This window comes from Streptomyces sp. E2N166 (assembly GCF_003671715.1).
Lineage (GTDB): Bacteria > Actinomycetota > Actinomycetes > Streptomycetales > Streptomycetaceae > Streptomyces > Streptomyces thinghirensis.
In genome coordinates this window covers 288772-315486 of sequence record NZ_RAIF01000012.1, presented here as the reverse complement: position 1 = coordinate 315486, position 26715 = coordinate 288772, and the positions used below count along the sequence as shown (strand labels likewise).

Below are 26715 nucleotides of genomic sequence, written 5' to 3'. Positions count from 1 at the left end.
CCCCCAAGGACCTCGCCGCCCTGCGCGCACCCGGAGCCGCCCACCCCGCCCCGCACCCCCCGACCGCGACCCTGCGCTGGTCCTCCGACAAAGGCTGGGTCGACCGGTCCGGCGCCGAGCCGCCCGAGGCCGTCTCGCTGCCGACGCTGGCCCAGCTGACCACGGCCGAGCAGCGCTGGGCCGACCGCGAGGAGGACATCACCACGGTCGGCGGTGACCCGTACGAGGTCGGGCAGGTCTTCGCCCGCCGCTGGCTGGAGCGCCTCGGCGACCACGGCCACCTGCAGAAGCTCTCCGGGATGTACCCGCGCATCCCGCACCGCGTCGACGGGGAGCTGCTGCGCTACGCGGCCCGCTTCGGGTTGCTGGCCCACAAGGACGACCAGATCGACGAGCACGACCGGTACGCCATCCGGGCCGGGTTCTGGCGGGAGATCGATGTGCGAACGGCGACCGAGCGCACCCCGGCGGGGGAGTGAGAGCCTCCGGCCTCCCCCTGGCTTTCCCCGGCTGAATCGACACTTATGGGCGGACCCGAGGGCGGGGCGGAGGGACGGACCCCGTAGTCTCGTCCCTTGTGAGTACGCGCGCGGCACAGGCACTTCGACCCGGTGGCGATGCCGTGTGCGTGGTGCGCGGACTGACCAAGACCTATCCGGCGGTACGCGGCAGGCGCGGCGTTCCCGCCACTCCCGAGGTGCGGGCCACCGACGACGTGACCCTGGAGATCCGCCGCGGTGAGATCTTCGGACTGCTCGGGCCGAACGGCGCCGGCAAGTCCACCCTCGTACGCCAGCTCACCGGGCTGATGCGGCCCGACCGCGGCAGCGTGGAGATCCTGGGGCACGACATCGTGCGCCATCCGGAGCGGGCCGCGCGGATCCTCGCCTACCTCGGGCAGGAGTCCAGTGCCCTGGACGAGCTGACCGTGTCGCTCGCCGCCGAGACCACCGCACGGCTGCGCGGCCTGGAGGTGCGGCAGGCGCGCGCCGAGCGGGACGCCGTCCTCGACGAGCTGGGCCTGACCCCGCTCGCCGCCCGCCCGATCAAGAAACTCTCCGGCGGGCAGCGCCGGCTGGCCTGCTTCGCCGCCGTGCTGGTGGGGGAGCGCTCGCTGCTCGTCCTGGACGAGCCGACCACCGGTATGGACCCGGTGGCCCGGCGCGCGGTGTGGGCGGCCGTCGACCGGCGGCGCGCCGAGCACGGCACCACCGTCCTGCTGGTCACCCACAACGTCATCGAGGCCGAGACCGTGCTGGACCGGGTCGCCGTCCTCGACCGGGGGCGGGTGATCGCCTGCGACACGCCCTCCGGGCTCAAGGAGAAGGTCGCCGGAGAGGTCCGCGTCGACCTGGTGTGGCGCGAGACGGCACCGCTCAACGTCCCGGAAGTCGCCGCCCTGCGCGACCGCGCCACCGAGTCGGGGCGCCGCTGGACGCTGCGTCTCGCTCCCGAGGAGGCCCGCGCGGTCGTCGCCACCGTCACCGGCGGCGCCGCCTTCGCCGCCCTGGACGACTTCACCCTCGCCACGCCCAGCCTGGAGGACGTCTACCTGGCGCTGGGCGGCGCCGCGCGACAGGGACTGGTGAGGGCTTGAGCACCCGATCGGTGAGCACAACGGCCGCCGCATCCGTACCCGTCAGGGCGACCGCTTCGAACGACCCGACCGAAGGGGAGTAGCGCGACGTGAGTGTCGTACCCGCCGATGTCCTGCCGGGCGGCGCCCTGGCCGTCGAGGAGCAGGGCCCCGTCGGCGCGGCCGAGCTCGGCCCCAAGGCACGGCTGTGGCCCTCCCTGGCGGCCGTGTACCGGGCGCAGCTGTCCCGGGCGCGGGTCGCGCGCATCCCGCTGCTGTTCGTGGCCACCTTCCAGTCGATCGGCATCATGATCCTGATGCGCGGGGTGGTGGACGGCGGCGGCGAGGCGCAGGCCGTGGTCGCCGGGTCGGCGGTGCTCGTCGTGGCCTTCGTGGCGCTGAACCTCCTCGCCCAGTACTTCGGCCAGCTGCGCGCGAGCGGCGGCCTCGACCACTACGCGACGCTGCCGGTGCCGCCGGCCGCGGTGGTGCTGGGCGCGGCGGGCGCGTACGCGTCGTTCACCGTGCCGGGGACCGTGGTGACGGCGGTGTTCGGGTGTCTGCTGTTCGGACTGCCGATGACGCATCTGTGGGTGCTGGTGGCCGTGATCCCGCTGGCCGGCGCCGCGCTCGCCGGGCTGGGCGCGGCGCTGGGCCTGCTCGCGCCCCGGCCGGAGTTCGCCACGCTGCTCGGCCAGCTGGGCATGTCGGCGGCGCTGCTGCTGGGCGTGCTGCCCGCCGAGCGGATGCCGGAGGCGGTGCGCCTGGCGCGGGACCTGCTGCCCTCCACGTACGGAGTAGAGGCCTTCGCGCGTACGTTCGGCGACCGGCCCGACTGGGCCTTCGTCCTCGGTGACCTCGCGGTGTGCGCCGTGGTCGGGGTGATCTCGCTGGCCGTCGCCACCTGGGCGTACCGCCGGGCCGCCGTCCGGTGACGCGCCGCACAGGCGGGTTTGGCACGATGGCGGGGTGACCGCACCCTTGACTCCGCCACCGCCCCCGAACGAACGCTCGTCGTACCAGGGCGGGCCGGTGCCGTCGCCCGTCGGCGCGCACGCGGTGGGCGCCGCGTACGACCACCACGGCGAACAGGACGGCCCCGGGATGTTGACCGAAGTGCGTCAGGCCGCCGTGATCGTGGTGGCGGTGGCGATCTCAGGCGTGCTGCTGGGCGTGCTGTGGTGGAAGCTGGCACCGAGCGTGCCGCTGGTCGGGGATCTGGTCGGCGACGAGTGGGTCGTCTACCTCAAGGAGTCCGAGAGCGAGCACGCGGTCGGCGTCGACGGCACGTTCACCCTGCTCGCGCTGGCGTTCGGGGCACTCAGCGCGGTGATCGTCTTCCTGCTGCGACGGCGCGGCGGTGTGCCGCTGGTGGTGGCGCTGGGCGTCGGCGGGCTGCTCGGGTCGCTGCTGGCGTGGCGGGTCGGCGTGTGGCTCGGGCCCGCGCAGGACGTGATCGCCCACGCGAAGGACGTCGGCAAGGGAGTGACGTTCTCCGCGCCACTGAAGCTGGGGGCCAAGGGGGCCCTGCTGGCGTGGTCGGTGGCGGCGCTGGTGGTCCACCTGGGACTGACGGGTCTGTTCGGGCCCCGGGACCCGGAGCCCGACCCCTGGCCCGCGCCTCAGCGGTATCCGGCGGGACCGTACGGGGAGAAGTCGGCGTAGCCCACCCCTCTGGCCTGTCTGACGAATCCCGCCTGCCCCGCGGCGTCCGAGCGGACGACGGGATTTGTCGGACAGGCCCCTAGGCGGGGCGGCGGCCGTGGTTGGCTTTGCGCTTCTTGATGCGCCACCTGCGTTTGCGGGTTCTCTTCGACATGTCCTGTCTGACTAGCCGAGAACCGGGCCCCCGTCGAGGGGCTACGCGCGGCCGATCGGGGCGACGACCGCGTCCGCGAGCTTGGCCAGGTCCTCGGGAGCGAGTTCCACCTCCAGGCCGCGGCGGCCCGCCGAGACGCAGATCGTGGCGTGGCCCGAGGCGGACGCGTCCAGGACCGTCGGGAGCCTCTTGCGCTGGCCCAGGGGCGAGATCCCGCCCCGCACATAGCCCGTGGTGCGCTCGGCCAGGGCCGGGTCGGCCATCGCCGCCCGCTTGCCGCCGACCGCGGCCGCCAGCGCCTTCAGGTCCAGCTGGCCCGCCACCGGCACCACGGCGACCGTCAGCGCGCCGTCGACGTCCGCCACCAGCGTCTTGAAGACCCGCTCCGGCGAGACGCCCGTCGCCTCGGCCGCCTCCTCGCCGTAGGACGGGTGGGCGGGGTCGTGCTCGTACGCGTGGACCGCGTACGTCACGCCGGCCGCCGCGAGCGCCACCGTCGCCGGGGTGCCACCGGACTGCTGCTGCTTCTTCGACTTCTTCGCCATGCGGGCCGGTACCTCAGTTGAGACTCGTCGGGCCGCGCGTCAGTTCCGACGCGGGCAGGGACGGCAGCGTACGGATGATGGCCGTCTCGGCGCGAAGGAGTTTCAGCTCGTCCCGGAGGCGGGACGCCGTGTCCGGGGCCTGGAGCAGACGCTGCTTGGTCGGTGTGTCCAGCATCATCGCGGCGGCGACCAGGTAGGAGACCACACCCGGCTCGTCCGGCAGTTCGGCGCCGGTCGTCAGCGACCGCTCGCGTGCCCCCGCGAGCCGCTTCTGGTACTGCCGGAAGGACCGCAGCACCCCCTCGGCCAGCGCCCCCGCCTCGTCGCCGGGCTCCTCGGACAGTGGCTCCAGCTCGGCCGTCAGGAAGGGGCCCGAGGCCTCCACCGAGAGCAGCCGCACCCGGTTCGTGCCGGTCGCCAGTACCTCGAAGGTGCCGTCGGCGCGTTCCCGGACCGTCGCCGCGTCCGCGATGCACCCCACCTTGTGGAACGCCTTGACCGGGTCGGTGCCGAACCCGGCCGCCGGCCCGCGCTCCTGCGTCGTCGTCGGGTCGGGCAGGCCGGGCTCGGTCTGGGCGACCTCGTAGCCGTCACGGATCGCCACGACGGCGAACCGGCGCGGTTCGTCCTCGGGGGTCTTCAGCAACTCGCGCATCATGGCGCGATAGCGCTCCTCGAAGATGTTGAGCGGGAGCACCAGCCCCGGGAACAGAACCGAGTTCAGGGGGAAGAGGGGAAGCCGGACGGTGGTCACGACGCAGAAGCCTAATGGTCGCCGGGGCGGACGCGACCGCCGTGCCCACTTCGTGGATGACCTGAACCTGTCGTCTTGGACCCGGAGGCCACCGCCGCACGGACGTCCGCGCGCACCCGGAGGAAGCTGCCGAGGGGGTCGTCCGTGTCCCGGGCCCAGGGGAAGGACGTGACGTACGGGCCGGTCAGACGCAGTTGCTCCGCCGCGTCCTGGTGGCGCTCCAGGCGTACCAGTACGTACGCCAGGAGGTTCCGCAGCTCCGCCGGCCACGGGTCGGCCGCCGGGTGGGCCGCCGAGAGGGCGATCGCGCGGTCCGCCGCCGCGTCCAGGCGAGTCCGGTGCACACCGGCCGCGTCGCCGTCGTCGTCCGTGGTCAGACAGGTGAAGGCCGCTCGTACCGGCAGCGCCCGTACGAGCGCGTCCTCGGGCGCGTCCTGCGCCGCCGTCTCGGCGAAGTTCAGGCACTCGCGGTGGGCGGCGGGCGAGGCGGCGGCCAGGTATTCCAGGGCGGCGACGTGGCAGCCGTAGTGATGCGGGGAGCGGCGCACCGCCTGCGCCCACAGCCGCTCGAACTCGGCGTGTCCGGCGCGTGCGCCCCTTGCCGCGTCCAGCGCGGTCCGCCACGGCACCGGGTCGCGTCCGGCGGCCTCGGCGGCGGCGGTGACCGCGGGGGTGATCTGGCGCAGCAGTTCGGCTCGGGCCGGTGAGTCCCAATGACGGTCCACCGTCAGGCGGGCCGCGACCAGCAGGGCGTCGGGGTCGTCCGGGGCGGTGGCGCGCCAGTTCTCGAGCCATTCGGCGCGTGAGCGGGCGAAGGCGGCCAGCCGGGTCGCGTAGCGGTCGCGGTGCTCCCAGTCGGCGTTCTCACGGGTTTCGGCGAGGAGGCCGGCCGCGGGCGCGTACTCGCCCTGGGCCGCCGCGACCAGGGCCGGGGCGAGACGGTCTTCGGGGGCGTCGAGGAGCACGTCGTCGTCTTGGGCGGGCCGTGACGTCCGGGAGCGGGCCCGGGCCGCCGTCCGAAGGAACGCGCGCAGCATGGCCAGTACGACGGCCGACGGTTGGTGATGGTTGTGCGGCTCGGCTTCGCCTTCGGCCGTTCGTGTTCCCACCCGTGCCGCCTGCGCCGATCTCGTGGGGTGCGGGTGCGGGTGCGGGTGCGGGTGCGGGTGCGGGGACCGCGCTACCCGTGACGGGAAGCCGCCCTGCCCGTGAGGGAAGCCGCGCCGCCCCGGGGCAGTCAGTTCCGCCGGAGCAGCCGCGTCGCTCCCGCCGCGACCGTCGTCGCCAGGATCCAGCCCAGCAGGATCAGGGCCGTCGACAGCCACTGCCAGCTGTCGTGGAGCTGCCAGTGGCCGACCTGGCCGAGCTCGATGACCGGCAGTAGCAGGTCGAGGGCGAAGAGGGCGGGGTTCCAGTCCGGATGCTCGCCGCTCTTCAGCGGTGGCGGGTCGGCGCGTGCGAAGGCGACCGAGCCGGCCGCCCACAGCACCGCCATCCACACCGCCGCCCGGCCCGGCCGGTAACCGTAGGCGACCGTCCAGTCCTGCGCGTATCCCACCAGCTTCGCGGCGATCGGCAGGCTCTCGCGGCGCCGGCGGTGCTTGGCGAGCAGCACCTCGCGGGCGTCCTCGTCCTCGCCGCCCGCCCGCAGCACGGCGGCGAGGCGCTCGTACGGTTCCGGGTTGTACTCGGCGGTCGCGGCGCCCACCCACCGCAGCCGCTTCTCCAGCGGGAACGGGCCCCGCGGCACCAGGTTCTCGTAGGTGAAGCCGCCCATGTGCAGCCGGCCCGGGCCCGGCCAGCTGTCCGCCCGGTCCATCAGGTTGACCACCCGCGCCCCCGACAGCACGACCCGGCCGCGCGCCGGCCGCTCGCCCAGGAACCGCAGCTCGGGCGTCTGCACGCGGCGCAGCGACAGCTCCTGCTCGTCGGTGAACGTGAACCGGGCGTGCTCGAAGTCGACGGCGTCGCCGAACCGCCCGTCGTCCAGCCGCACCCCGCCCTCGCACTCGAACCGCTGGATTCGCGTCCCCTGTACCGGAGTCGTGCCCCGCAGCAGGGGGCTGCCCAGGCCCGCCGGCGTCAGGTACAGCGTGCGCTCCACGGTCAGCTGCGGGGCGTTCAGCGCGTGCCGTGTGTACGGGTTGAGGAGCCGGGCGCCGCGCAGGCTCAGCGACACGCCGACCTGGGCGCTGCGCAGACTCACCTCGCCGTACGACTCCAGCATCTCGGCCTGGAGGTCCTGCCCGACGGTCATGCCGTCCGCGGCGATGGAGCGGCCACTGCGGTCGCGGTGCACGACGGCCTGGTTGAGCAGCAGGTCGGTGCCTATCCGCGCGTCGGTGAGGCGGATTCCGCCGGGGAAACGGGAGCGCGGCAGGTGCAGGTCACCCTCCGTGTGCAGCCGGGCCGCCTCCAGCCGGGGCACGTAGCAGTCCACCAGCCGTACGGTCGTGAAGCGGCTCTCCGGCAGCAGGACCTCCCGCTCGAAGCGGCAGCTCCGCAACTCCACGTAGGGCACCACCGTGCCGCCCGCGAGATCCATCGTGTCGCTGATCCGCACGCCCACCAGCTGCAGCGAGGACACCCGGCCCGCGAGCGCGGGCGGACCGTCGAGAAGCAGCCAGCACACTATGCGGGCCCGCACCGTCCGCTCCGGTCCCCACGGCTGCCCGCCGTGCGGGTCGTCGACGAGCGTGTCCCCGCTGCTCAGGTCGTACACGCTGCCGTTGCGGAAGGCCTGCCACATGCCTGCCTCGGTGGCGGTCAGGTCGTCCGGCAGCTCTCCGTCACGGTGGCCGGCCCCCTCGGTCACGGCGCTTCACTCCCTCCTCAACTACCCGTCGGTCGCTCACTCTTCGTACAACCGTTCATGCCCACTGGGTGACCCTCCGAACACTCAAAGTGACCACGAACTGACGGCGGGCCGCCGATGCCCCGCCTTGGCCGCGACGGCCCGTCGCGTTCTGTATCAGCCATTGATACGCGCGGACGGTGTCCGACGCGGGTCTGAGAGAATTGGTTCCGTGATCTCCCGAATCGATCTGCGCGGCGACGACCTCCCCGAGGGGCCCGCCCTGCGCGACCTGCTGCCCCGAGCCGACTTCGACGTCTCGGTCGCCCTGGAGAAGGTGCGTCCGATCTGCGAGGACGTGCATCATCGTGGCGACGCGGCGCTGATCGACTTCGCCGAGCGGTTCGACGGTGTCCGGCTCGACCAGGTCCGGGTGCCGGCCGCCGCGCTCACGCGCGCGCTGGAGGAGCTCGACCCGTCCGTGCGCGCGGCCCTGGAGGAGTCCATCCGCCGCGCCCGTCTCGTCCACCGGGAGCAGCGCCGTACGACCCGCACCACCCAGGTGGTGCCCGGCGGCTCGGTCACCGAGAAGTGGGTGCCGGTCGAGCGGGTCGGCCTGTACGCGCCCGGCGGCCGCTCGGTCTACCCGTCATCCGTGATCATGAACGTGGTGCCCGCGCAGGAGGCCGGCGTCGAGTCGATCGCGCTCGCCTCCCCGGCGCAGGCCGAGTTCCACGGCCTGCCGCACCCGACGATCCTCGCCGCCTGCGCCCTGCTCGGCGTCGACGAGGTGTACGCGGCCGGCGGCGCCACCGCCGTCGCGATGTTCGCGTACGGCACCGAGTCCTGCCCGCCCGCCAACATGGTCACCGGCCCCGGCAACATCTGGGTCGCCGCCGCCAAGCGCTACTTCACGGGAAGGATCGGCATCGACGCCGAGGCCGGCCCGACCGAGATCGCGGTCCTCGCCGACTCCACGGCCGACCCGGTGCACGTCGCCTCCGACCTGATCAGCCAGGCCGAGCACGACCCGCTGGCGGCCGCCGTCCTGGTCACCGACTCCGTGGAGCTCGCGGACGCGGTGGAGAAGGAGCTCCAGCCCCAGGTCGAGGCCACCAAGCACGTCGAGGACCGCATCCGCCCGGCCCTCGCCGGCCGTCAGTCCGCGATCGTCCTGGTCGACGGCCTGGCCGAGGGCCTGCGGGTGGTCGACGCGTACGGCGCCGAGCACCTGGAGATCCAGACCGCCGACGCCGCCGCCGTCGCCGACCGCGTGAAGAACGCCGGCGCGGTCTTCGTCGGTCCCTGGGCGCCCGTCTCGCTCGGCGACTACGCGGCCGGGTCCAACCACGTCCTGCCCACCGGTGGCTGCGCCTGCCACTCCTCCGGCCTGTCGGTGCAGTCCTTCCTGCGCGGCATCCACATCGTCGACTACACGCGGGACGCCCTCGCCGAGGTCGCGCACCACGTGGTGACGCTGGCGGAGGCGGAGGACCTGCCCGCGCACGGCGCGGCGATCAAGGCACGGTTCGACTGGAAGGTCCCGGAGAGCAAGTGACGTTCGGAATCGACGATCTCCCCGTACGGGACGAGCTGCGCGGCAAGTCCCCTTACGGCGCGCCCCAGCTGGACGTGCCCGTACGGCTGAACACCAACGAGAACCCCTACCCGCTGCCCGAGGCGCTGGTCGAGCGGATCGCCGAGCGGGTCCGCGAGGCCGCCCGCGACCTCAACCGCTACCCGGACCGGGACGCGGTCGAGCTGCGCACCAGGCTCGCCGAGTACCTGACGGAGACCTCCGGGTACGCCGTGGACATGCACAATGTCTGGGCGGCCAACGGCTCCAACGAGGTCATCCAGCAGCTGCTGCAGGCCTTCGGCGGGCCGGGCCGTACCGCGATCGGCTTCGAGCCGTCGTACTCGATGCACGGCCTCATCGCGCGCGGCACCGGCACGGGCTGGATCTCCGGTCCGCGCCACGACGACTTCACCATCGACGTGCCCGCGGCCGAGCGGGCCATGGCCGAGCACCGCCCGGACGTCGTCTTCATCACCACCCCGAACAACCCCACCGGCAACGCGGTCCCGGCCGAGACGGTCCTCGCGCTCTACGATGCGGCGCAGAGCGCGCGTGCCGATCAGGGTCTGGCCTCGATGGTCGTCGTGGACGAGGCCTACATCGAGTTCAGCCACGGAGTCTCACTGCTGTCGCTGCTGGAGGGGCGGCCGTACCTCGTCGTCTCCCGCACGATGTCGAAGGCGTTCGGAGCGGCGGGCCTGCGCCTGGGCTACCTCGCCGCGCACCCGGCCGTCGTCGACGCCGTCCAGCTCGTACGGTTGCCCTACCATCTGTCGGCCGTCACCCAGGCGACCGCGCTGGCCGCCCTGGAGCACACCGGCACGCTGCTCAAGTACGTCGAGCAGCTGAAGACCGAGCGGGACCGACTCGTCGCCGAACTGCGCGCCATCGGCTATGAGGTGACCGAGTCCGACGCGAACTTCGTCCAGTTCGGGCGGTTCGCGGACTCCCATGAGGTCTGGCAGAAGATCCTCGACCGGGGCGTCCTGGTCCGGGACAACGGCGTGCCGGGCCGGCTGCGGGTGACCGCGGGCACTCCGGCGGAGAACGACGCGTTCCTCGATGCGGTACGCGAACTGAAGAAGGAACAGGAGCAGAGCGGATGAGCCGCGTCGGGCGCGTGGAGCGCACCACCAAGGAGACCTCGGTCCTCGTCGAGATCGACCTCGACGGCACCGGCAAGACCGCCATCGCCACCGGCGTCGGCTTCTACGACCACATGCTCGACCAGCTCGGGCGGCACGGTCTGTTCGACCTGACCGTGAAGACCGACGGCGACCTGCACATCGACTCCCACCACACCATCGAGGACACCGCCCTCGCGCTGGGCGCCGCCTTCAAGCAGGCCCTCGGCGACAAGGTGGGCATCTACCGCTTCGGCAACTGCACGGTCCCGCTGGACGAGTCCCTCGCCCAGGTCACCGTCGACCTGTCCGGCCGCCCCTACCTCGTGCACACCGAGCCCGAGAAGATGGCGCCGATGATCGGCGAGTACGACACGACGATGACCCGGCACATCCTGGAGTCCTTCGTCGCCCAGGCGCAGATCGCGCTGCACGTGCACGTGCCGTACGGGCGCAACGCGCACCACATCGTGGAGTGCCAGTTCAAGGCGCTGGCCCGGGCCCTGCGCTACGCCTCGGAGCGCGACCCGCGCGCCGTCGGCATCCTGCCTTCCACGAAGGGCGCGCTGTAACCCATGAACGGTACGTCCACCGCACTGATCGTCGTCGGCCTCTTCTTCCTGGGCGGCATCTACTCCTTCGCGAAGCAGCAGATGCCCAAGGGTCTGATCGTGCTGCTCTCCATCGGCGCCGCGATGTGCCTCTTCGCGGGTGTGCTGAGGCTGGAGGTGTGGAATTGACCGCCACCGCCAAGCGGGTCGTCGTCTTCGACTACGGCTTCGGCAACGTCCGCTCCGCCGAGCGCGCCCTCGCGCGCGCGGGAGCCGACGTCGAGATCACCGGTGACTACGACAAGGCCATGAACGCCGACGGGCTGCTGGTGCCGGGTGTCGGCGCCTTCGCCGCCTGCATGGACGGCCTGAAGGCCGCGCGCGGCGACTGGGTCGTCGACCGCCGGCTGTCCGGCGGGCGCCCGGTGATGGGCATCTGCGTCGGCATGCAGATCCTGTTCGCGCGCGGCATCGAGCACGACGTGGAGGCCGAGGGCCTGGACGAGTGGCCCGGCACGGTCGGACCGCTCCAGGCCGACATCGTGCCGCACATGGGCTGGAACACCGTCGAGGCCCCCGCCGGTTCCCAGCTCTTCGCCGGCCTGGACGCGGACGCCCGCTTCTACTTCGTGCACTCCTACGCCGTCCACGACTGGACCCAGGAGTCCCACAACCCGCTGATCGCCGCTCCCAAGGTCACCTGGTCCACGCACGGCAAGCCCTTCGTGGCGGCCGTGGAGAACGGTGCCCTGTGGGCCACCCAGTTCCACCCCGAGAAGTCCGGCGACGCCGGAGCCCAGCTCCTCACCAACTGGATCGAGACCCTGTAGAGATGAGCAAGCTCGAACTCCTCCCCGCCGTCGACGTCCGCGACGGCCAGGCCGTCCGCCTCGTGCACGGCGAGTCCGGCACCGAGACCTCCTACGGCTCGCCGCTGGAGGCAGCCCTCGCCTGGCAGCGCTCCGGCGCCGAGTGGCTGCACCTCGTCGACCTGGACGCGGCGTTCGGCACCGGGGACAACCGCGCGCTGATCGCCGAGGTCGCGAAGGCCATGGACATCAAGGTGGAGCTGTCCGGCGGCATCCGTGACGACGACACCCTCGCCGCGGCGCTCGCCACCGGCTGCAGGCGTGTGAACCTCGGCACGGCCGCCCTGGAGACCCCCGAGTGGGTCGCCAAGGTCATCGCCGAACACGGTGACAAGATCGCGGTGGGGCTCGACGTACGGGGCACGACCCTGCGCGGCCGGGGCTGGACCCGGGACGGTGGTGACCTCTACGAGACGCTGGCCCGCCTCGACAAGGAGGGCTGCGCCCGGTACGTCGTCACCGACATCGCCAAGGACGGCACCCTCCAGGGCCCCAACCTGGAGCTCCTGAAGAACGTCTGCGCGGCCACCGACCGCCCGGTCGTGGCGTCGGGCGGCGTGTCGTCCCTTGACGACCTCCGCGCGATCGCCGGTCTCGTCCCGGCCGGTGTCGAGGGGGCCATTGTCGGGAAAGCCCTGTACGCGAAGGCGTTCACCCTGGAAGAAGCCTTGGAGGCTGTGTCGTCATGACATCCGAAGCCGTACGGCGCGTGCAGAGCGGAAGTCCCTGGGAAGAGTCCTTCGGTTTCGCACGGGCCGTGGCGGCGGGTGATCGTGTCATCGTGGCGGGCACCACCGCCTTCAAGGGCGACATGCTGTACGGCGAGGGCGACCCGTACGAACAGACCAAGGTCGCCTTCGCCTCCGCGGTCGAGGCGATCGGTGAGTTCGGGCTCGGCATCGAGTCCGTGATCCGGACCCGTGTGTGCCTGGCGCATTCGCGCGATGTCGATGCGGTGGGCCGCGCCCACAAGGAGCTGTTCGACTCCGTACGCCCGGTCACGACCCTGCTGGTCGTGCAGGGCTTCATCGACTCGCGGGTCCTGGTGTCAGTCGAAGTGGAAGCGTATAGAGGAGCCGTGGATTCATGACCCTGGCGGTCCGAGTCATCCCCTGCCTGGACGTGGACAACGGCCGGGTCGTCAAGGGCGTCAACTTCCAGAACCTGCGCGACGCGGGTGACCCCGTCGAGATGGCCAAGGTGTACGACACCGAGGGCGCCGACGAGCTGACGTTCCTGGACATCACCGCCTCGTCGGGCGACCGCGAGACGACGTACGACGTGGTGCGCCGCACCGCCGAGCAGGTGTTCATCCCGTTGACCGTCGGCGGCGGCGTGCGCACCGCCGACGACGTCGACAAGCTGCTGCGGGCCGGTGCGGACAAGGTGGGCGTGAACACGGCCGCCATCGCCCGCCCCGACCTGATCCGCGAGATCGCCGAGCGCTTCGGCCGCCAGGTCCTCGTCCTGTCGGTCGACGCGCGCCGCACCGAGGCGGGCACCTTCGAGGTGACCACCCACGGCGGCCGGCGCGGCACCGGCATCGACGCGGTGGAGTGGGCGCACCGCGCCGCCGAGCTGGGCGCGGGGGAGATCCTGCTGAACTCGATGGACGCGGACGGCACGAAGGACGGCTACGACCTGGAGATGATCGCGGCGGTCCGCAAGCACGTGACCGTCCCGGTCATCGCCTCCGGCGGCGCGGGCCGCCTCGCCGACTTCCCCCCGGCCGTCGAGGCGGGCGCGGACGCGGTCCTGGCGGCGTCCGTCTTCCACTTCGGCGACCTGCGAATCGGAGAGGTGAAGGAGACGCTGCGGGGGGCGGGACACGCCGTTCGCTAGTTCGGGGCGCTGCTCGACGGCGCCGGCAGGTGTGGCACCCCAGGCGTCGGGAGCGGGGTTTCAGGACTTAGGGGAAGCGCAAGTTGCGAGAAGTTCGTCCCCGTTCCGTGTCTGAGGGGACCGCGGCCGTGCCGGGCACGGGCATACCCCGGACCGCCGCCGCCCCGGCCCACCGCGACGCCAACGTGCTGCGTTGGGTCGCCGCCTACGCCGCCTCCATGGTCGGTGACATGGTCTTCTACCTCGCGCTGTCCTGGGCCGCCGTGCAGAACGGCACCCCCGCGCAGGCCGGCCTCGTCACCGCGGTCAGCGCGGTGCCCCGTGCGCTGCTCATGCTCGGCGGCGGGGTGGTCGCCGACCGGTTCGGGCCGCGCAAGGTCGTCATCGGCAGCGACGCCGTACGGTGCGCCACGGTGCTGGCGGTCGCCGCGCTGCTCTTCGCGACCGACCCGGGGCTGTGGCTCCTCGCCCTGCTCGCGGTCGTCTTCGGCACGGTCGACGCCCTCTTCCTGCCCGCCGTCGGAGCGCTCCCGGCCCGCATCACCGGCAAGGACCAGCTCGCCCGAGTCCAGGGCATGCGCGGCCTCGCCGTGCGCTTCGCCGCCGTCGTGGGCGCACCGCTCGGCGGGCTCGGCGTGGCGGTCGGCGGCGCGGCGGCGGCCTTCGCGCTCGCGGGGCTGCTGATCGCCGTGTCGGTGCCGCTGCTGATCTCCGTACGGATGCGCGAACTGCCGCCCGACGACGCGACCGGCGCGCCCGCCGCGGGGGAGGCCACCGCGTGGCGCGACCTGGTGGGCGGGCTGCGCTACATCCGCCGGCACCGCGTCCTCGGCCCACTGATGGTGGCCATCGCCCTCGGCGACCTCGGCTTCGTCGGCCCCCTCAACGTCGGCCTGACCCTGCTCGCGGACGAACGCGGCTGGGGCGCGGCCGGGATGGGCTGGGTGCTCGCCGGGTTCGGCACGGGGGCCGGAGTCGCCGCCCTGCTGCTGACCGTGCGGGGGCGACTGCCGCGCGCCGGGTGTGTCGCCGCCGGTGCCATCATCCCGGGCGCGGCCGCGATCGGCGCCCTGGCGCAGGCCCCCGGCCTCCCCGTGGCCGTCGGCACCGCGGTGCTCGTCGGGCTTCTCACGGGGCTCAGCGGCGCCATGTGCGGGGCCCTGCTGCAGACCCAGGCCGAGCCCGCCTACCTGGGGCGCGTCACCGCGGTCGGCGGAATCGTCAGCCTGGGCATCGCGCCGCTGAGCATGCCGCTGTCCGCCGCCGCCATCGGCGTCTGGGGCACCGGCCCGGTCTTCGCCGTCAGCGCCGGTGTCTGCGCGCTCGGCGGGGTCGTCGCACTGTGCGCGCCGGGCGTACGGCGGGCCGAACTGCCGGTGTAGCGGTCCCGGGCTGCCGCCCGCGCCGGCCTCCCCGGCCGCTGCCCGGCAACCGGCCCCCGGCCGCCTCAGATCCCCAGCTGCTTCGTCTCGTGCAGTCGCGCGATCGCGTCCTTCTCGCCCTCCAGCTCCACCTTCGCGGCGCTCTGCCGCCCGTAGGCGAACAGCAGCAGCTCGGACGGCTCGCCGGTCGCGGTCACCACCGGTGTACCCCGGTGGGCGACCGTCGTCTGGCCGTTCGGGCGGCGCAGCACCAGGCCCGTCGGGATGCCGCGGCCCATTAGGCGGGCGGTGCGCTCCAGACGGGACCACAGGCCGTCCTGGAAGACCGGGTCCAGTTCGCGCGGCGACCAGTCCGGCTGGGCGCGGCGCACGTCCTCGGTGTGGACGTAGAACTCCACCGTGTTCGCCGCCTCGTCGACCTGCTTGAGCTGGAAGGGGGAGAAGCGGGGCGGGCCGGTGCGGATCAGCTGGAGCAGTTCCTCGTACGGCTTCGCGCCGTACTCCTCCATCACCCGGTCGAGCCGGGACGCCAGCTGCTTGATCAGGGTGCCCCCGGCGGCGTCCGGCCGGCGCTCGCGCACCACCACGTGCGCGGCGAGGTCGCGGGTCCGCCAGCCGTCGCACAAGGTCGGGGCGTCCGGACCCGCCGTCTTCAACAGGTCCGCGAGCAGAAGCCGTTCACGCTTGGCGAAAGTCGACATGCAGTCAGCCTACGGCGGCCGGCCGGGTCCGCCCAATGGACAGGCCCGGGGCGTGTCCGTCCCGCGCGGCACAATGGGCGCATGACCAGCAGCTCCCCCCGGCGCCCCAGCCCGCTCGCCCCGGAGATCGCCGACCGCCTCAAGCGCGGCGCCGACGGCCTCCTGCCCGCCATCGCCCAGCAGTACGACACCGGGGAGGTGCTGATGCTCGGCTGGATGGACGACGAGGCACTGCACCGCACCCTGACGACGGGACGCTGCACCTACTGGTCGCGCAGCCGGCAGGAGTACTGGGTCAAGGGCGACACCTCCGGGCACTTCCAGTGGGTGAAGTCCGTCGCCCTGGACTGCGACGCCGACACCGTCCTTGTCAAGGTCGACCAGGTCGGCGCCGCCTGCCACACCGGCGCCCGCACCTGCTTCGACGCCGACGTGCTCCTCACGGACGAGGCGGACGGCGCGGACGGCGTCGACGGCGCGGGCTCCGGCGCGCCCGGCGCGGATCAGTAGGGTCTGCCGACATGGACGACATGGACGTCATGGACCTCGACACCTTCCGGAAGCTGGCCGCCGACCGCCGGGTGATCCCGGTCAGCCGCAAACTCCTCGCCGACGGCGACACCCCGGTCGCGCTCTACCGCAAGCTCGCCGCCGAACGCCCCGGCACCTTCCTGCTGGAGTCCGCGGAGAACGGCCGTACAGCCTTCCAATGGTCCCGGTACTCCTTCGTCGGCGTCCGCAGCGCCGCCACCCTCACCGAGAAGGACGGACAGGCCCAGTGGCAGGGCACCCCGCCCGTCGGCGTCCCCACCGACGGCGACCCGCTCGCCGCCCTGCGCGCCACCGTCGAGGCCCTGCACACCCCGCGCGACCTCGCCCACGACCTGGGCCTGCCGCCCTTCACCGGCGGCATGGTCGGCTACCTCGGCTACGACATCGTGCGCCGCCTGGAGAAGGTCGGCCCCGGGGAGCGCGACGACCTGAAGCTACCCGAGCTGACCATGCTGCTCACCAGCGACCTCGCCGTCATGGACCACTGGGAGGGCTCGGTCCTGCTGATCGCCAACGCGATCAACCACAACGACCTCGAAACGGGCGTCGACGAGGCCTACGCCGACGCGGTGGCCCGCCTGGACGCCATGGAGGCCGACCTCACGCGCGCGGTGGCCCAGCCCCCGGCCGCGCTGCCGCCGTCCGAGCTGCCCGAGTACACCGCGTTGTGGGGCGGCCCCGACTTCCAGGAGGCCGTCGAGGACATCAAGGAGCGCATCCGCGCGGGCGAGGCCTTCCAGGTCGTCCCCTCCCAGCGCTTCGAGACGCCGTGCACGGCGAGCGCGCTGGACGTGTACCGGGTGCTGCGGGCCACCAACCCGTCCCCGTACATGTACCTGCTCCGCCTCGACGGCTTCGACGTCGTCGGATCGTCCCCCGAGGCCCTGGTCAAGGTCGAGGACGGGCGGGCCATGGTCCACCCCATCGCCGGTACCCGCCCCCGCGGCGCCACCCCGCGGGAGGACCAGGCCCTCGCCGACGAACTGCTCGCCGACCCCAAGGAGCGCGCCGAGCACCTCATGCTCGTCGACCTGGGCCGCAACGACCTGGGACGGGTCTGCGAACCCGGCTCGGTCGAGGTCGTCGACTTCATGTCCGTCGAGCGGTACTCGCACGTCATGCACATCGTCTCGACGGTCACCGGCCGCGTCGCCCCGGACCGCACCGCCTTCGACGTCCTCACCGCCTGCTTCCCGGCCGGCACCCTCTCCGGCGCGCCCAAGCCGCGCGCCCTGCAGATCATCGACGAACTCGAACCGTCCCGGCGCGGCCTGTACGGCGGCTGCGTCGGCTACCTCGACTTCGCGGGCGACTCCGACACCGCCATCGCCATCCGCACCGCGCTGCTGCGCGACGGCACCGCCTACGTGCAGGCCGGCGCGGGTGTCGTCGCCGACTCCGACCCGGTCGCCGAGGACACCGAGTGCCGCAACAAGGCGGCGGCGGTGCTGCGCGCGGTGCACACGGCCAACCGGCTGGGGCGGTAGGACGGTCCGGCTCCCGCGGATGGGGCGGATCTCACGCCCGCCGATCCGAACCCCGGGTGACGGTTCGCCCGGGGTTCGGGTGATAGTGGAGTACGTGACAGCCGTTCCTCACCCCCGTACCCCAGCCGCAGGACCCGCCCGGGCCGGCCGCCGGAGCCTCGCCGCCGCACTGCTGTGCGGCGCGCTCGGCGCGGCCGTCGCCCTGCTCGCCACCCGGCAGGAGTGGGCGGAGGGCACCGCGACGGTGGCCGGCGGCGCGTTTCCCCTGACCGCCAAGGGCAGCGACGTCACGGGCGTACCCGCGGCGCTCGCCATAGTGGGCCTGGCCGCGCTCGTCGCCGTCTTCGCCGTCCGCCGCGCGGGCCGGTTCGCCGTCGCGGCCCTGCTCGCGCTGAGCGGCGCGGGCACCGTCGCCGCGGCGCTGGCCGGCGCCTCCGACAGCTCCGCCCTGGACGAGCAGGCCGCGAAGGCCGCCGGCGACACCTCGGCCACCGTGGACGTCCTCTCCCACACCGCCTGGCCGTACGTCGCGGCCGTGGGCGGCGCCCTGCTGCTGCTGGCCGGGCTGCTCGCCCTGCGCTACGGCCGCCTGTGGCCGGCGATGTCCGGCCGTTACGAGCGCGACGGCACCCCGCGCCCGCGCCGCAAGCCGCAGACCGTCGACCCGGACCGCCCCGAGGACCTCTGGAAGGCCCTCGACCGCGGCGAGGACCCGACCGGCGCCTGAGCCGCGGTCCACCCGCGCGCACGCGGGCGCCTTCCGGCGTGCGCGCGCTCCGGGCCCGACGGCCGTCACGCGCGCGTGGCGCGTGGGGAGTACCCCCGCTCACACCGCGCGCGCCCGTGCGGGACAATGGGCACGAGCGTCCTGCTCAGACTTGGCACAACAGCAACGAGGAGCAAGCAATGTCGGGCAGCAGCCACGGTCACACCCCGGCCGCCTGGACGGGTGTCATCATCGCCTTCATCGGTTTCTGCATCGCGGGCGTGTTCATGGTGGCGGCCCAGCCGCTGGGCTTCTGGGCCGGCATGGTGGTCGTGCTCCTCGGCGGTGCCGTGGGCGGCATCATGCGCATGATGGGCCTCGGCCAGCCGAAGCAGAACCACCCCGTGCACCAGGTCGCCGGCGAGCGCGAGCCGGCCGGCGCCAAGGGCTGACCGGGCACGCCGGACACGGCACCTCCCGAGGGGCGGACCGGCACGAGGGTGCCGGGACCGCCCCTCACGTGCGCGTGCGACCCGGCGGGGGCAGAATGCGTCGCGTGGACGCCGAGACCGGGAAGCAGACGCAGAACAGGACCGTGACGCGGAGCGCGCCCTCCGTCCTGGGCCTGGCCGTTCCCGCCGGCGTGCTCGCGGCCGTCGTCGGCGCCTTCGCGTACGTGGGGAGTGTCGACCCCAACGAACCCGGCCACTACCCCGTCTGCCCCCTGCTGCGCTTCACCGGCATCTACTGCCCCGGCTGCGGCGGCCTGCGCAGCGCCCACGCGTTCGTCCACGGGGATGTGCTGACCGCGCTGCACGCCAACGCTCCGGCCGTCCTCGGCTATCTGGGCTTCGCCGTGCTGTGGACCGTCTGGGTGATCCGCGTGGCGCGCGGCCGGCCCATGCGGGTCGAGCTGGGGCCGGTGCACCTGTGGACGCTGGGGGCGTTGCTGCTGGTCTTCACGGTTGTCCGGAACCTGCCGTTCGGTGGCTGGCTCCTCCCTTGATCACTTGGTGAACGTCCAGGTAGTGGGACCGGCGTCAACCGGATGCGGGCCCGTCGTCCTGCTCCGGATACCATCACAGTGACCACACATTTCGCCGTCTGAAAGGGGGCCGCTCGCGTGAGTGTGCTCGACGAGATCATCGACGGAGTCCGTGCCGACCTCGCGGAGCGGCAGGCGCGCGTCAGCCTCGACGAGCTCAAGGAGCGCGCGGCCAAGGCCCGCCCCGCCAAGGACGGCGTGTCCGCCCTGCGCGGCGACGGCGTCAAGGTCATCTGCGAGGTCAAGCGCTCCAGCCCGTCCAAGGGCGCGCTGGCCGCCATCGCCGACCCCGCCGGACTCGCCGCGGACTACGAGGCGGGCGGTGCCGCCGTCATCTCCGTCCTCACCGAGGAGCGCCGCTTCGGCGGCTCGCTGGCCGACCTGGACTCGGTCCGCGCGCGCGTGGACATCCCCGTGCTGCGCAAGGACTTCATCGTCACCTCGTACCAGCTGTGGGAGGCCCGCGCGCACGGCGCCGACCTCGTGCTGCTGATCGTCGCGGCCCTCGAGCAGCCGGCGCTGGAGTCGCTGATCGAGCGCGCCGAGTCCATCGGACTCACCCCGCTCGTCGAGGTGCACGACGAGGACGAGGTCGAGCGCGCGGTCGACGCCGGCGCCAAGATCATCGGCGTCAACGCGCGCAACCTGAAGACGCTGGAGGTCGACCGCGGCACGTTCGAGCGGGTCGCCCCGGAGATCCCGGCGCACATCGTCAAGGTCGCCGAGTCCGGCGTCCGCGGCCCGCACGACCTCATCGCCTACGCCAACGAGGGCGCCGACGCCGTCCTGGTCGGCGAGTCCCTGGTCACCGGCCGCGACCCCAAGACGGCCGTCTCCGACCTGGTGGCCGCCGGCGAACACCCGGCACTGCGGCACGGGCGCGGCTGACACCCCGATAGGCTTGCTCCCGATGACTCTCCCGCTCACCCCGGCCGCCCGGGACCCGTACGCCCGCCTCGCGCGCGGCTGCCGGCCCCGAGGCTGCCGCGCGCCCGCCCGCCGGGTGCACGGCCGCCGGGTGCGGTACGTGATCGGTGACGAGCCGGGTCAGGTCAACGGCATGCGATGGCTCGAGCGCCCCGTCAGGGGCGCGGGGCCGTACCGAATCTGCGACTCCGTCGCGTGGGCGCGAGCAACCCAGCGACGGCCCGTAGCGGCCTGATCATCCCCGCCCCCACGGCGAACGTGCCCACACCAGACACTCACCGTGAGGTTCACGCATGCCCAGCAACTTCTTCATCCCCGACCCGGAGGGCCAAGTCCCCACCGCCGAAGGCTACTTCGGCGCGTTCGGCGGCAAGTTCATCCCCGAGGCCCTCGTCGCGGCGGTCGACGAGGTGGCCGTCGAGTACGACAAGGCCAAGTCGGACCCCGAGTTCGCCCGTGAACTCGACGACCTGCTGGTCCACTACACGGGCCGCCCGTCCTCGCTCACCGAGGTCCCCCGTTTCGCCGCGGAAGCGGGCGGCGCCCGCGTCTTCCTCAAGCGCGAGGATCTCAACCACACCGGCTCCCACAAGATCAACAACGTGCTCGGGCAGGCCCTGCTGACCAAGCGCATGGGCAAGACCCGCGTCATCGCGGAGACCGGCGCCGGCCAGCACGGCGTGGCGACGGCGACGGCCTGCGCCCTCTTCGGCCTCGACTGCACCATCTACATGGGCGAGATCGACACCCGCCGCCAGGCCCTCAACGTGGCCCGGATGCGTATGCTCGGCGCCGAGGTCATCGCCGTGAAGTCCGGCAGCCGCACGCTCAAGGACGCGATCAACGAGGCCTTCCGCGACTGGGTCGCCAACGTCGACCGCACCCACTACCTGTTCGGCACCGTCGCCGGCCCGCACCCCTTCCCGGCGATGGTGCGCGACTTCCACCGCGTCATCGGCGTCGAGGCCCGCCGTCAGCTCCTGGAGCAGGCCGGACGCCTCCCCGATGCCGCGATCGCCTGCGTCGGCGGCGGCTCCAACGCCATCGGCCTCTTCCACGCCTTCATCCCCGACGCGGACGTCCGCCTCATCGGCTGCGAGCCCGCCGGGCACGGCATCCAGAGCGGCGAGCACGCGGCCACCCTGACCGCGGGCGAGCCCGGCATCCTGCACGGCTCCCGGTCCTACGTCCTCCAGGACGACGAGGGCCAGATCACCGAGCCGTACTCGATCTCGGCGGGGCTCGACTACCCCGGCATCGGTCCCGAGCACAGCTACCTCAAGGACTCCGGCCGCGGTGAGTACCGCGCGGTGACCGACGACGCCGCCATGCAGGCGCTGCGCCTGCTGTCGCGCACCGAGGGCATCATCCCGGCCATCGAGAGCGCCCACGCGCTGGCCGGCGCCATCGAGGTCGGCAAGGAGCTGGGCCGGGACGGGCTGATCGTCGTCAACCTGTCCGGCCGCGGCGACAAGGACATGGACACCGCCGCCCGTTACTTCGGGCTCTACGACACCGACGCCGAGGTCGCCGCCGACGAGGCCGGCACCGCCGAGATCGAGGGGGACGCCAAGTGAGCGGGAACGTACAGCTGCTGAACGACACCCTCGCCGCCGCGAAGGCCGAGGGCCGCTCCGCGCTCATCGCCTACCTCCCGGCCGGATTCCCGACCGTGGACGGCGGCATCGAGGCGATCAAGGCCGCGCTCGACGGCGGCGCAGACGTCGTCGAGGTGGGGCTGCCGCACAGCGACCCCGTCCTCGACGGCCCGGTCATCCAGACCGCCGACGACATCGCCCTGCGCGGCGGCGTGCGCATCGCCGACGTGATGCGCACCGTCCGGGAGGCCCACGCGGCCACCGGAAAGCCGATCCTCGTCATGACGTACTGGAACCCCATCGACCGTTACGGCGTCGAGCGCTTCACCGCCGAACTGGCCGAGGCGGGCGGCGCGGGCTGCATCCTGCCCGACCTGCCGGTCCAGGAGTCGGCGCTGTGGCGGGAGCACGCCGACAAGCACGGGCTCGCCACCGTCTTCGTGGTCGCGCCCAGCAGCAAGGACGCGCGGCTGGCCGAGATCACCGCGGTCGGCAGCGGCTTCGTCTACGCCGCCTCCCTCATGGGCGTCACGGGCACCCGCGGGTCGGTCGGCGCGCAGGCCGAGGACCTGGTGCGACGCACCCGCGCCACCACCGGCATCCCCGTCTGCGTCGGGCTCGGCGTCTCCAACGCGGCACAGGCAGCCGAGGTCGCCGGCTTCGCCGACGGCGTGATCGTCGGCTCGGCGTTCGTCAAGCGCATGCTGGACGCCCCCGACGACGCGGCCGGTCTGGAGGGCGTCCGCACGCTCGCCGCCGACCTGGCGAAGGGCGTGCGCGGACGGGCGTGACGACAGGCACGTGACACAGGTCCCTCGTACGGGTGGACCTGGGACCGGGGAGGCGCGCTGCGCCTCCCCGGTTCGTTCTGCGGGGTGTGAGCGAGAAGAACCGAGAGGGAAAGCGCACCGCCCGTCAGAAGCTGGCGGCCGAGCGCGAGAAGCAGAAGTCCAAGGACAAGCGCAGGCGCGCGCTGATCGTCGGGGCGAGCGTGGTCTGCGTCCTGGGCCTCGCGGCGGTGATCGGCGTGGTCGCCGCCAACGCGGGCAAGGACGACGGCAGCGAGTCGGCCGGCCCGATCGTGGCGCCCTCGGGCGCGCAGGGCAAGGACAGCCTCGCGATCCCCGTCGGCGAGGAGAGCGCCAAGTCGACGCTCGTCATCTGGGAGGACTTCCGCTGCCCGGCCTGCAAGGCCTTCGAGCTGGCGTACCGAGACACGATCCACGAGCTCACCGAAGCCGGGCAGCTCAAGGTCGAGTACCACCTGGCGACGATCATCGACGGGAACATGGGCGGCACCGGCTCCCGCAAGTCGGCCAACGCCGCCGCCTGCGCCCAGGACGCGGGCAGGTTCACGCCGTACCACGACGTGCTGTTCACCAACCAGCCGGCGGAGACCGACGACGCCTTCGCCGACGAGAGCAAGCTGATCGACCTGGCGGGCAAGGTCGACGGCCTCGACACCGCGCTCTTCCAGGAGTGCGTCGAGGGCGGCAAGCACAACAGCTGGGTGGAGAAGTCCAACGAGGCCTTCCGCGCCGGCGGCTTCAGCGGCACGCCGACCGTGCTGCTGGACGGCAAGAACATCTACCAGGACCGCTCCATGACACCGGCGAAGCTGAAGCAGCTGGTGCAGGACGCCAACAAGTAGCGCGGCGGAGCGCGCGCGGGGGTGCCCGCGCGGTGCTCTTTCCGTCCGCCCGTTACGGACCCGTAGCCGGGCTGCCCGTCGCGGGTACCGTCCGACACGGTAGCGTCGACCCTGCCATGGAACTTGCCTTCATTCCCAGCCCGTCCAGCGGGGTGCTGCACCTCGGTCCCATCCCGCTGCGCGGCTACGCGTTCTGCATCATCATCGGCGTCTTCGTAGCCGTCTGGCTCGGCAACAAGCGCTGGGTCGCCCGGGGCGGGCGGCCCGGCACGGTGGCCGACATCGCGGTCTGGGCCGTTCCCTTCGGCCTGATCGGCGGCCGGCTCTACCACGTGATCACGGACTACCAGCTGTACTTCAGCGAGGGCCGTGACTGGGTCGACGCCTTCAAGATCTGGGAGGGCGGTCTCGGCATCTGGGGCGCGATCGCGTTCGGCGCGGTCGGCGCGTGGATCGGCGCCCGCCGCCGGGGCGTCCCGATGCCCGCGTACGCCGACGCCGTCGCCCCCGGCATCGCCCTCGCCCAGGCCATCGGACGCTGGGGCAACTGGTTCAACCAGGAGCTGTACGGCAAGGCCACCGACCTGCCCTGGGCCGTGGAGATCACCTCGTCGGCCGACGGACGGGTGCCGGGCACGTACCACCCCACCTTCCTGTACGAGTCGCTGTGGTGCATCGGTGTGGCCCTGCTCGTCATCTGGGCCGACCGCCGCTTCAACCTGGGCCACGGGCGGGCGTTCGCGCTGTACGTCGCCGCGTACTGCGCGGGCCGGTTCTGGATCGAGTACATGCGCGTCGACGACGCCCACCACATCCTCGGTCTGCGGCTGAACAACTGGACCGCGCTCTTCGTGTTCCTGCTGGCCGTGGTGTACATGGTGCTCTCGGCGCGGACGCGGCCGGGGCGGGAGGCCGTGGTCGAGCCGGGCGCGGAGTCCTCGGACGGTGACGCCGGGGACGACGCGAAGGGGACCCCGGACGCCGACGCCAAAAACGCCGACGCCAGGGACGCCGAGGGCACCGGTGACGACAAGGACGCCGGGGACGACAAGGACGCCGGTGACGACGGCACCGGCACCGTGGAGAACGAGAAGAGCGTGCAGGACGTGAAGAACGGGGCCGACTCGGCCAAGAAGGGCTGACGGCCCGCCGCCGCATGTCGCCGAGGGCGCCCGGGAACTCTCCGGGCGCCCTCGGCGCGTGTCAGGACGCCCGTGTCAGGACAGGGCGGGCCGCCGGGCCAGCGACAGGGTCCGCTGGGCCGTCGCCACCACCGCCGCGTCGACGAACCGCCCGTCCGGCAGCGCCAGTGCGCCCGGCTGCGCGGTGGCCGCCTTGACGATCGTCTCCGCCTCCTCCAGCTCCCGTTCGGTCGGCAGGTACGCCCGCTCGATGATCGGCAGCTGGCGGGGGTGGATCGCGGCCCGGCCGAGGAAGCCCAGGGCCCGGCCGTGGGCGCAGGAAGCGGCCAGGCCCTCCAGGTCCCGGGTGTCCGGGTGCACCGTCTGCGACGGCGGCGCCAGCCCCGCCGCCCGCGCGGCCACGACCACGCGCGAGCGGGACCAGTCCAGGCCCGCGTCACCGCGTACGCCCAGGTCCGCCCGGAGGTCCGCCTCGCCGAGGGCGATGCCGCGCAGTGACGGGTGGGCTGCGGCGATCCGGTACGCCCCCTCCACGCCCAGGGCCGTCTCCAGGAGCGCGTACAGGGGCGGCCCGCCGGTCGCCGCCGCGACGCCGGTGATCTGCTCCGGGGAGGTCACCTTGGGCAGGCGCAGCCCGGACAGACCCGGCAGCGCGGCCAGCGCCGCCAGCTCCGCCGCTGCGAACGGCCCGTCCAGGGCGTTGACGCGGACGTGGACCGGCACCGGCTGTGGCTCGGTGAGCAGTTCGGCAGTGGCCTCGCGGGCGTACTCCTTGCGGTCCGGGGCGACCGCGTCCTCCAGGTCGATCACGACGACGTCGGCACCGGCGGCCAGCGCCTTGGCGACCACCCGGGGCCGGTCTCCCGGGGCGTACAGCCAGGTCAGCGGGGGTGCGGTCATACGACGCCCTCCTCGCGCAACTCCTTCACATCCGCCGGGGTCAGGCCCAGCTCGGTCAGCACCTCCTCGGTGTCCGCGCCGTGCGGGCGGCCCGCCCAGCGGATCGCGCCGGGGGTCGCGGAGAGCCGGAAGAGGACGTTCTGCATGCGCAGCGGACCCAGCTCGGGATCGTCGACGGTGGTGACCGTGTCGAGGGCCTGGTACTGCGGGTCGGCCATCACGTCCCGCACGTCCTGGATCGGGGCGGCCGCGGCCTCGGCCTTCTCGAAGGCGGCGAGGACGTCGGCGCGGCTGTGCCGGGCGATCCAGTCGCCGACCGCCGCGTCGAGCACGTCGGAGTGCCGGGCCCGCTCGGCGCCGGACCCGAACCAGGGCTCGTCGATCAGCTCCGGCCGGCCCACCAGGCGCATCACGCGCTCGGCGACCGACTGGGCCGAGGTGGAGACGGCGACCCAGGTGCCGTCGGCGGTGCGGTAGGTGTTGCGCGGGGCGTTGTTCTGGGAGCGGTTGCCGGTGCGTGGCTGGACGTGGCCGAGCTGGTCGTACCAGGTCGGCTGCGGGCCCAGCACGGTCAGGATCGGCTCGATGATCGCCATGTCGACGACCTGTCCCTCGCCGGTGCGCTCCCGCGCGGCGAGCGCGGTCATCACGGCGTACGACGTCGCCAGGGCGGCGATCGAGTCCGCGAGGCCGAACGGCGGCAGCGTCGGGGGCGCGTCCGGTTCGCCGGTCATCGCGGCGAAGCCGCTCATGGCCTCGGCGAGCGTGCCGAAGCCGGGGCGGCGCGCGTACGGGCCGAACTGGCCGAAGCCGGTGACCCGGGTGAGGACCAGGCGCGGGTTGACGGCGGACAGTTCGTCCCAGCCCAGGTCCCACTTCTCCAGGGTGCCGGGGCGGAAGTTCTCGATGACGACGTCCGCGGTGGCGGCGAGGCGCAGCAGGGTGGTGCGGCCGGCGGGCTTGGACAGGTCCAGGGTGATCGTGCGCTTGTTGCGGCCCAGCAGCTTCCACCACAGTCCGATGCCGTCCTTGGACGGGCCGTGGCCCCGGGAGGGGTCGGGCCGGTCGGGGTGCTCGACCTTGACGACCTCGGCACCGAAGTCGCCGAGCATGGTGGCCGCGAGCGGGCCCGCGAAGAGGGTGGCGAGGTCGAGGACGCGCAGGCCGGTCA

The 26715-nt window shown here is 73.1% G+C and carries 29 protein-coding genes and 1 pseudogene; 23 read left to right on the top strand and 7 right to left on the bottom strand.

The genetic code is table 11. The features are described 5' to 3' along the window. From EBH09_RS09110 to EBH09_RS09095, 4 genes and pseudogenes are all read left to right on the top strand, one after another. Positions 1-479: pseudogene (locus EBH09_RS09110) on the top strand (NYN domain-containing protein); the annotation flags it as partial. Positions 480-622: 143 nt separating this feature from the next. After that, on the top strand, positions 623-1597 hold the full coding sequence (locus EBH09_RS09105) for an ABC transporter ATP-binding protein (protein ID WP_121746525.1): 975 nt from the start codon (positions 623-625) through the stop codon (positions 1595-1597). Between the two features lie 89 nt (positions 1598-1686). Then, on the top strand, positions 1687-2511 hold the full coding sequence (locus EBH09_RS09100) for an ABC transporter permease (RefSeq protein ID WP_121746524.1): 825 nt from the start codon (positions 1687-1689) through the stop codon (positions 2509-2511). A 34-nt stretch (positions 2512-2545) separates the two neighbouring features. Beyond that, positions 2546-3241 (top strand): AAA family ATPase, encoded by a 696-nt coding sequence (locus tag EBH09_RS09095; protein WP_121746523.1) that lies wholly within the window; start codon positions 2546-2548, stop codon positions 3239-3241. Between the two features lie 195 nt (positions 3242-3436). Here EBH09_RS09095 and ybaK read toward each other — a convergent pair whose 3' ends face one another. The 4 genes from ybaK to EBH09_RS09075 all read right to left on the bottom strand — a co-directional run bounded on the left by ybaK (position 3437) and on the right by EBH09_RS09075 (position 7509). Then, entirely contained in the window at positions 3437-3940 is a 504-nt protein-coding gene (ybaK, locus tag EBH09_RS09090; protein WP_121746522.1) for a Cys-tRNA(Pro) deacylase, read from the bottom strand. A gap of 13 nt (positions 3941-3953) precedes the next feature. Continuing rightward, positions 3954-4694: an LON peptidase substrate-binding domain-containing protein gene (locus EBH09_RS09085; protein ID WP_121746521.1), complete on the bottom strand. Its 741-nt coding sequence runs from the start codon at positions 4692-4694 to the stop codon at positions 3954-3956. 11 nt (positions 4695-4705) lie between these two features. Further along, entirely contained in the window at positions 4706-5731 is a 1026-nt protein-coding gene (locus tag EBH09_RS09080) for a hypothetical protein (protein ID WP_121747305.1), read from the bottom strand. 200 nt (positions 5732-5931) lie between these two features. After that, positions 5932-7509: an oxidoreductase gene (locus EBH09_RS09075; protein ID WP_121746520.1), complete on the bottom strand. Its 1578-nt coding sequence runs from the start codon at positions 7507-7509 to the stop codon at positions 5932-5934. A gap of 211 nt (positions 7510-7720) precedes the next feature. Here EBH09_RS09075 and hisD point away from each other — a divergent pair, with 211 nt between their 5' ends. The 9 genes from hisD to EBH09_RS09035 all read left to right on the top strand — a co-directional run bounded on the left by hisD (position 7721) and on the right by EBH09_RS09035 (position 14835). Beyond that, positions 7721-9046, top strand: coding sequence for a histidinol dehydrogenase (hisD, locus tag EBH09_RS09070; RefSeq protein ID WP_121746519.1), 1326 nt, complete (start codon positions 7721-7723; stop codon positions 9044-9046). Further along, complete coding sequence (locus EBH09_RS09065; RefSeq protein ID WP_121746518.1) at positions 9043-10173, top strand: histidinol-phosphate transaminase; 1131 nt, start codon at positions 9043-9045, stop codon at positions 10171-10173. The genes hisD and EBH09_RS09065 overlap by 4 nt, the downstream gene beginning before the upstream one ends. Then, positions 10170-10763 carry an imidazoleglycerol-phosphate dehydratase HisB gene (gene hisB, locus EBH09_RS09060; protein WP_121746517.1) on the top strand — a complete coding sequence of 198 codons (594 nt, stop codon included), beginning with the start codon at positions 10170-10172 and terminating at the stop codon, positions 10761-10763. Before EBH09_RS09065 ends, hisB begins: the two co-directional genes overlap by 4 nt. Positions 10764-10766: 3 nt before the next feature. After that, a complete protein-coding gene (locus EBH09_RS37755; protein WP_031031034.1) occupies positions 10767-10931 on the top strand; it encodes a hypothetical protein in 165 nt (54 codons plus the stop codon). After that, positions 10928-11572: an imidazole glycerol phosphate synthase subunit HisH gene (gene hisH, locus EBH09_RS09055; protein ID WP_193776297.1), complete on the top strand. Its 645-nt coding sequence runs from the start codon at positions 10928-10930 to the stop codon at positions 11570-11572. Before EBH09_RS37755 ends, hisH begins: the two co-directional genes overlap by 4 nt. Before the next feature lie 2 nt (positions 11573-11574). Beyond that, positions 11575-12300 carry a bifunctional 1-(5-phosphoribosyl)-5-((5-phosphoribosylamino)methylideneamino)imidazole-4-carboxamide isomerase/phosphoribosylanthranilate isomerase PriA gene (gene priA, locus EBH09_RS09050; RefSeq protein WP_121746515.1) on the top strand — a complete coding sequence of 242 codons (726 nt, stop codon included), beginning with the start codon at positions 11575-11577 and terminating at the stop codon, positions 12298-12300. Beyond that, positions 12297-12701, top strand: coding sequence for a RidA family protein (locus tag EBH09_RS09045; protein WP_121746514.1), 405 nt, complete (start codon positions 12297-12299; stop codon positions 12699-12701). The genes priA and EBH09_RS09045 overlap by 4 nt, the downstream gene beginning before the upstream one ends. Next, complete coding sequence (hisF, locus tag EBH09_RS09040; RefSeq protein WP_121746513.1) at positions 12698-13453, top strand: imidazole glycerol phosphate synthase subunit HisF; 756 nt, start codon at positions 12698-12700, stop codon at positions 13451-13453. Before EBH09_RS09045 ends, hisF begins: the two co-directional genes overlap by 4 nt. 107 nt (positions 13454-13560) lie before the next feature. Continuing rightward, positions 13561-14835, top strand: a complete 1275-nt coding sequence (locus EBH09_RS09035) for an MFS transporter (RefSeq protein WP_238697248.1) — start codon at positions 13561-13563, stop codon at positions 14833-14835. A 65-nt stretch (positions 14836-14900) separates the two neighbouring features. On the opposite strand, the gene EBH09_RS09030 is transcribed toward EBH09_RS09035, so the two are convergent. Beyond that, entirely contained in the window at positions 14901-15536 is a 636-nt protein-coding gene (locus tag EBH09_RS09030) for a TIGR03085 family metal-binding protein (RefSeq protein ID WP_121746511.1), read from the bottom strand. Between the two features lie 81 nt (positions 15537-15617). On the opposite strand from EBH09_RS09030, the gene hisI reads away from it, so the two are divergent. From hisI to lgt, 10 genes are all read left to right on the top strand, one after another. After that, positions 15618-16046 carry a phosphoribosyl-AMP cyclohydrolase gene (gene hisI / locus EBH09_RS09025; protein WP_121746510.1) on the top strand — a complete coding sequence of 143 codons (429 nt, stop codon included), beginning with the start codon at positions 15618-15620 and terminating at the stop codon, positions 16044-16046. Positions 16047-16075: 29 nt separating this feature from the next. Then, a complete protein-coding gene (locus EBH09_RS09020) occupies positions 16076-17575 on the top strand; it encodes an anthranilate synthase component I (RefSeq protein ID WP_121747304.1) in 1500 nt (499 codons plus the stop codon). Between the two features lie 85 nt (positions 17576-17660). Next, positions 17661-18302 (top strand): TIGR02234 family membrane protein, encoded by a 642-nt coding sequence (locus EBH09_RS09015; RefSeq protein ID WP_121746509.1) that lies wholly within the window; start codon positions 17661-17663, stop codon positions 18300-18302. A gap of 179 nt (positions 18303-18481) precedes the next feature. Next, positions 18482-18733, top strand: a complete 252-nt coding sequence (locus EBH09_RS09010; protein WP_121746508.1) for an HGxxPAAW family protein — start codon at positions 18482-18484, stop codon at positions 18731-18733. Positions 18734-18828: 95 nt separating this feature from the next. Continuing rightward, positions 18829-19287 carry a DUF2752 domain-containing protein gene (locus tag EBH09_RS09005; RefSeq protein ID WP_193776205.1) on the top strand — a complete coding sequence of 153 codons (459 nt, stop codon included), beginning with the start codon at positions 18829-18831 and terminating at the stop codon, positions 19285-19287. A 117-nt stretch (positions 19288-19404) separates the two neighbouring features. Beyond that, positions 19405-20214, top strand: a complete 810-nt coding sequence (gene trpC / locus EBH09_RS09000; RefSeq protein WP_121746507.1) for an indole-3-glycerol phosphate synthase TrpC — start codon at positions 19405-19407, stop codon at positions 20212-20214. Between the two features lie 332 nt (positions 20215-20546). Beyond that, entirely contained in the window at positions 20547-21830 is a 1284-nt protein-coding gene (trpB, locus tag EBH09_RS08990) for a tryptophan synthase subunit beta (RefSeq protein WP_121746505.1), read from the top strand. Continuing rightward, a complete protein-coding gene (gene trpA, locus EBH09_RS08985) occupies positions 21827-22642 on the top strand; it encodes a tryptophan synthase subunit alpha (protein WP_121746504.1) in 816 nt (271 codons plus the stop codon). Before trpB ends, trpA begins: the two co-directional genes overlap by 4 nt. An 86-nt stretch (positions 22643-22728) precedes the next feature. Then, a complete protein-coding gene (locus EBH09_RS08980; RefSeq protein ID WP_193776204.1) occupies positions 22729-23502 on the top strand; it encodes a thioredoxin domain-containing protein in 774 nt (257 codons plus the stop codon). A 116-nt stretch (positions 23503-23618) separates the two neighbouring features. Then, a complete protein-coding gene (gene lgt / locus EBH09_RS08975) occupies positions 23619-24644 on the top strand; it encodes a prolipoprotein diacylglyceryl transferase (protein WP_121746502.1) in 1026 nt (341 codons plus the stop codon). 75 nt (positions 24645-24719) lie between these two features. On the opposite strand, the gene EBH09_RS08970 is transcribed toward lgt, so the two are convergent. Together EBH09_RS08970 and EBH09_RS08965 are read right to left on the bottom strand one after the other, a co-directional pair. After that, complete coding sequence (locus EBH09_RS08970) at positions 24720-25544, bottom strand: CoA ester lyase (protein ID WP_121746501.1); 825 nt, start codon at positions 25542-25544, stop codon at positions 24720-24722. Beyond that, on the bottom strand, positions 25541-26715 hold a 1175-nt coding region (locus tag EBH09_RS08965), incomplete at its 5' end, for a CoA transferase (RefSeq protein ID WP_153182638.1). The genes EBH09_RS08965 and EBH09_RS08970, both read right to left, overlap by 4 nt.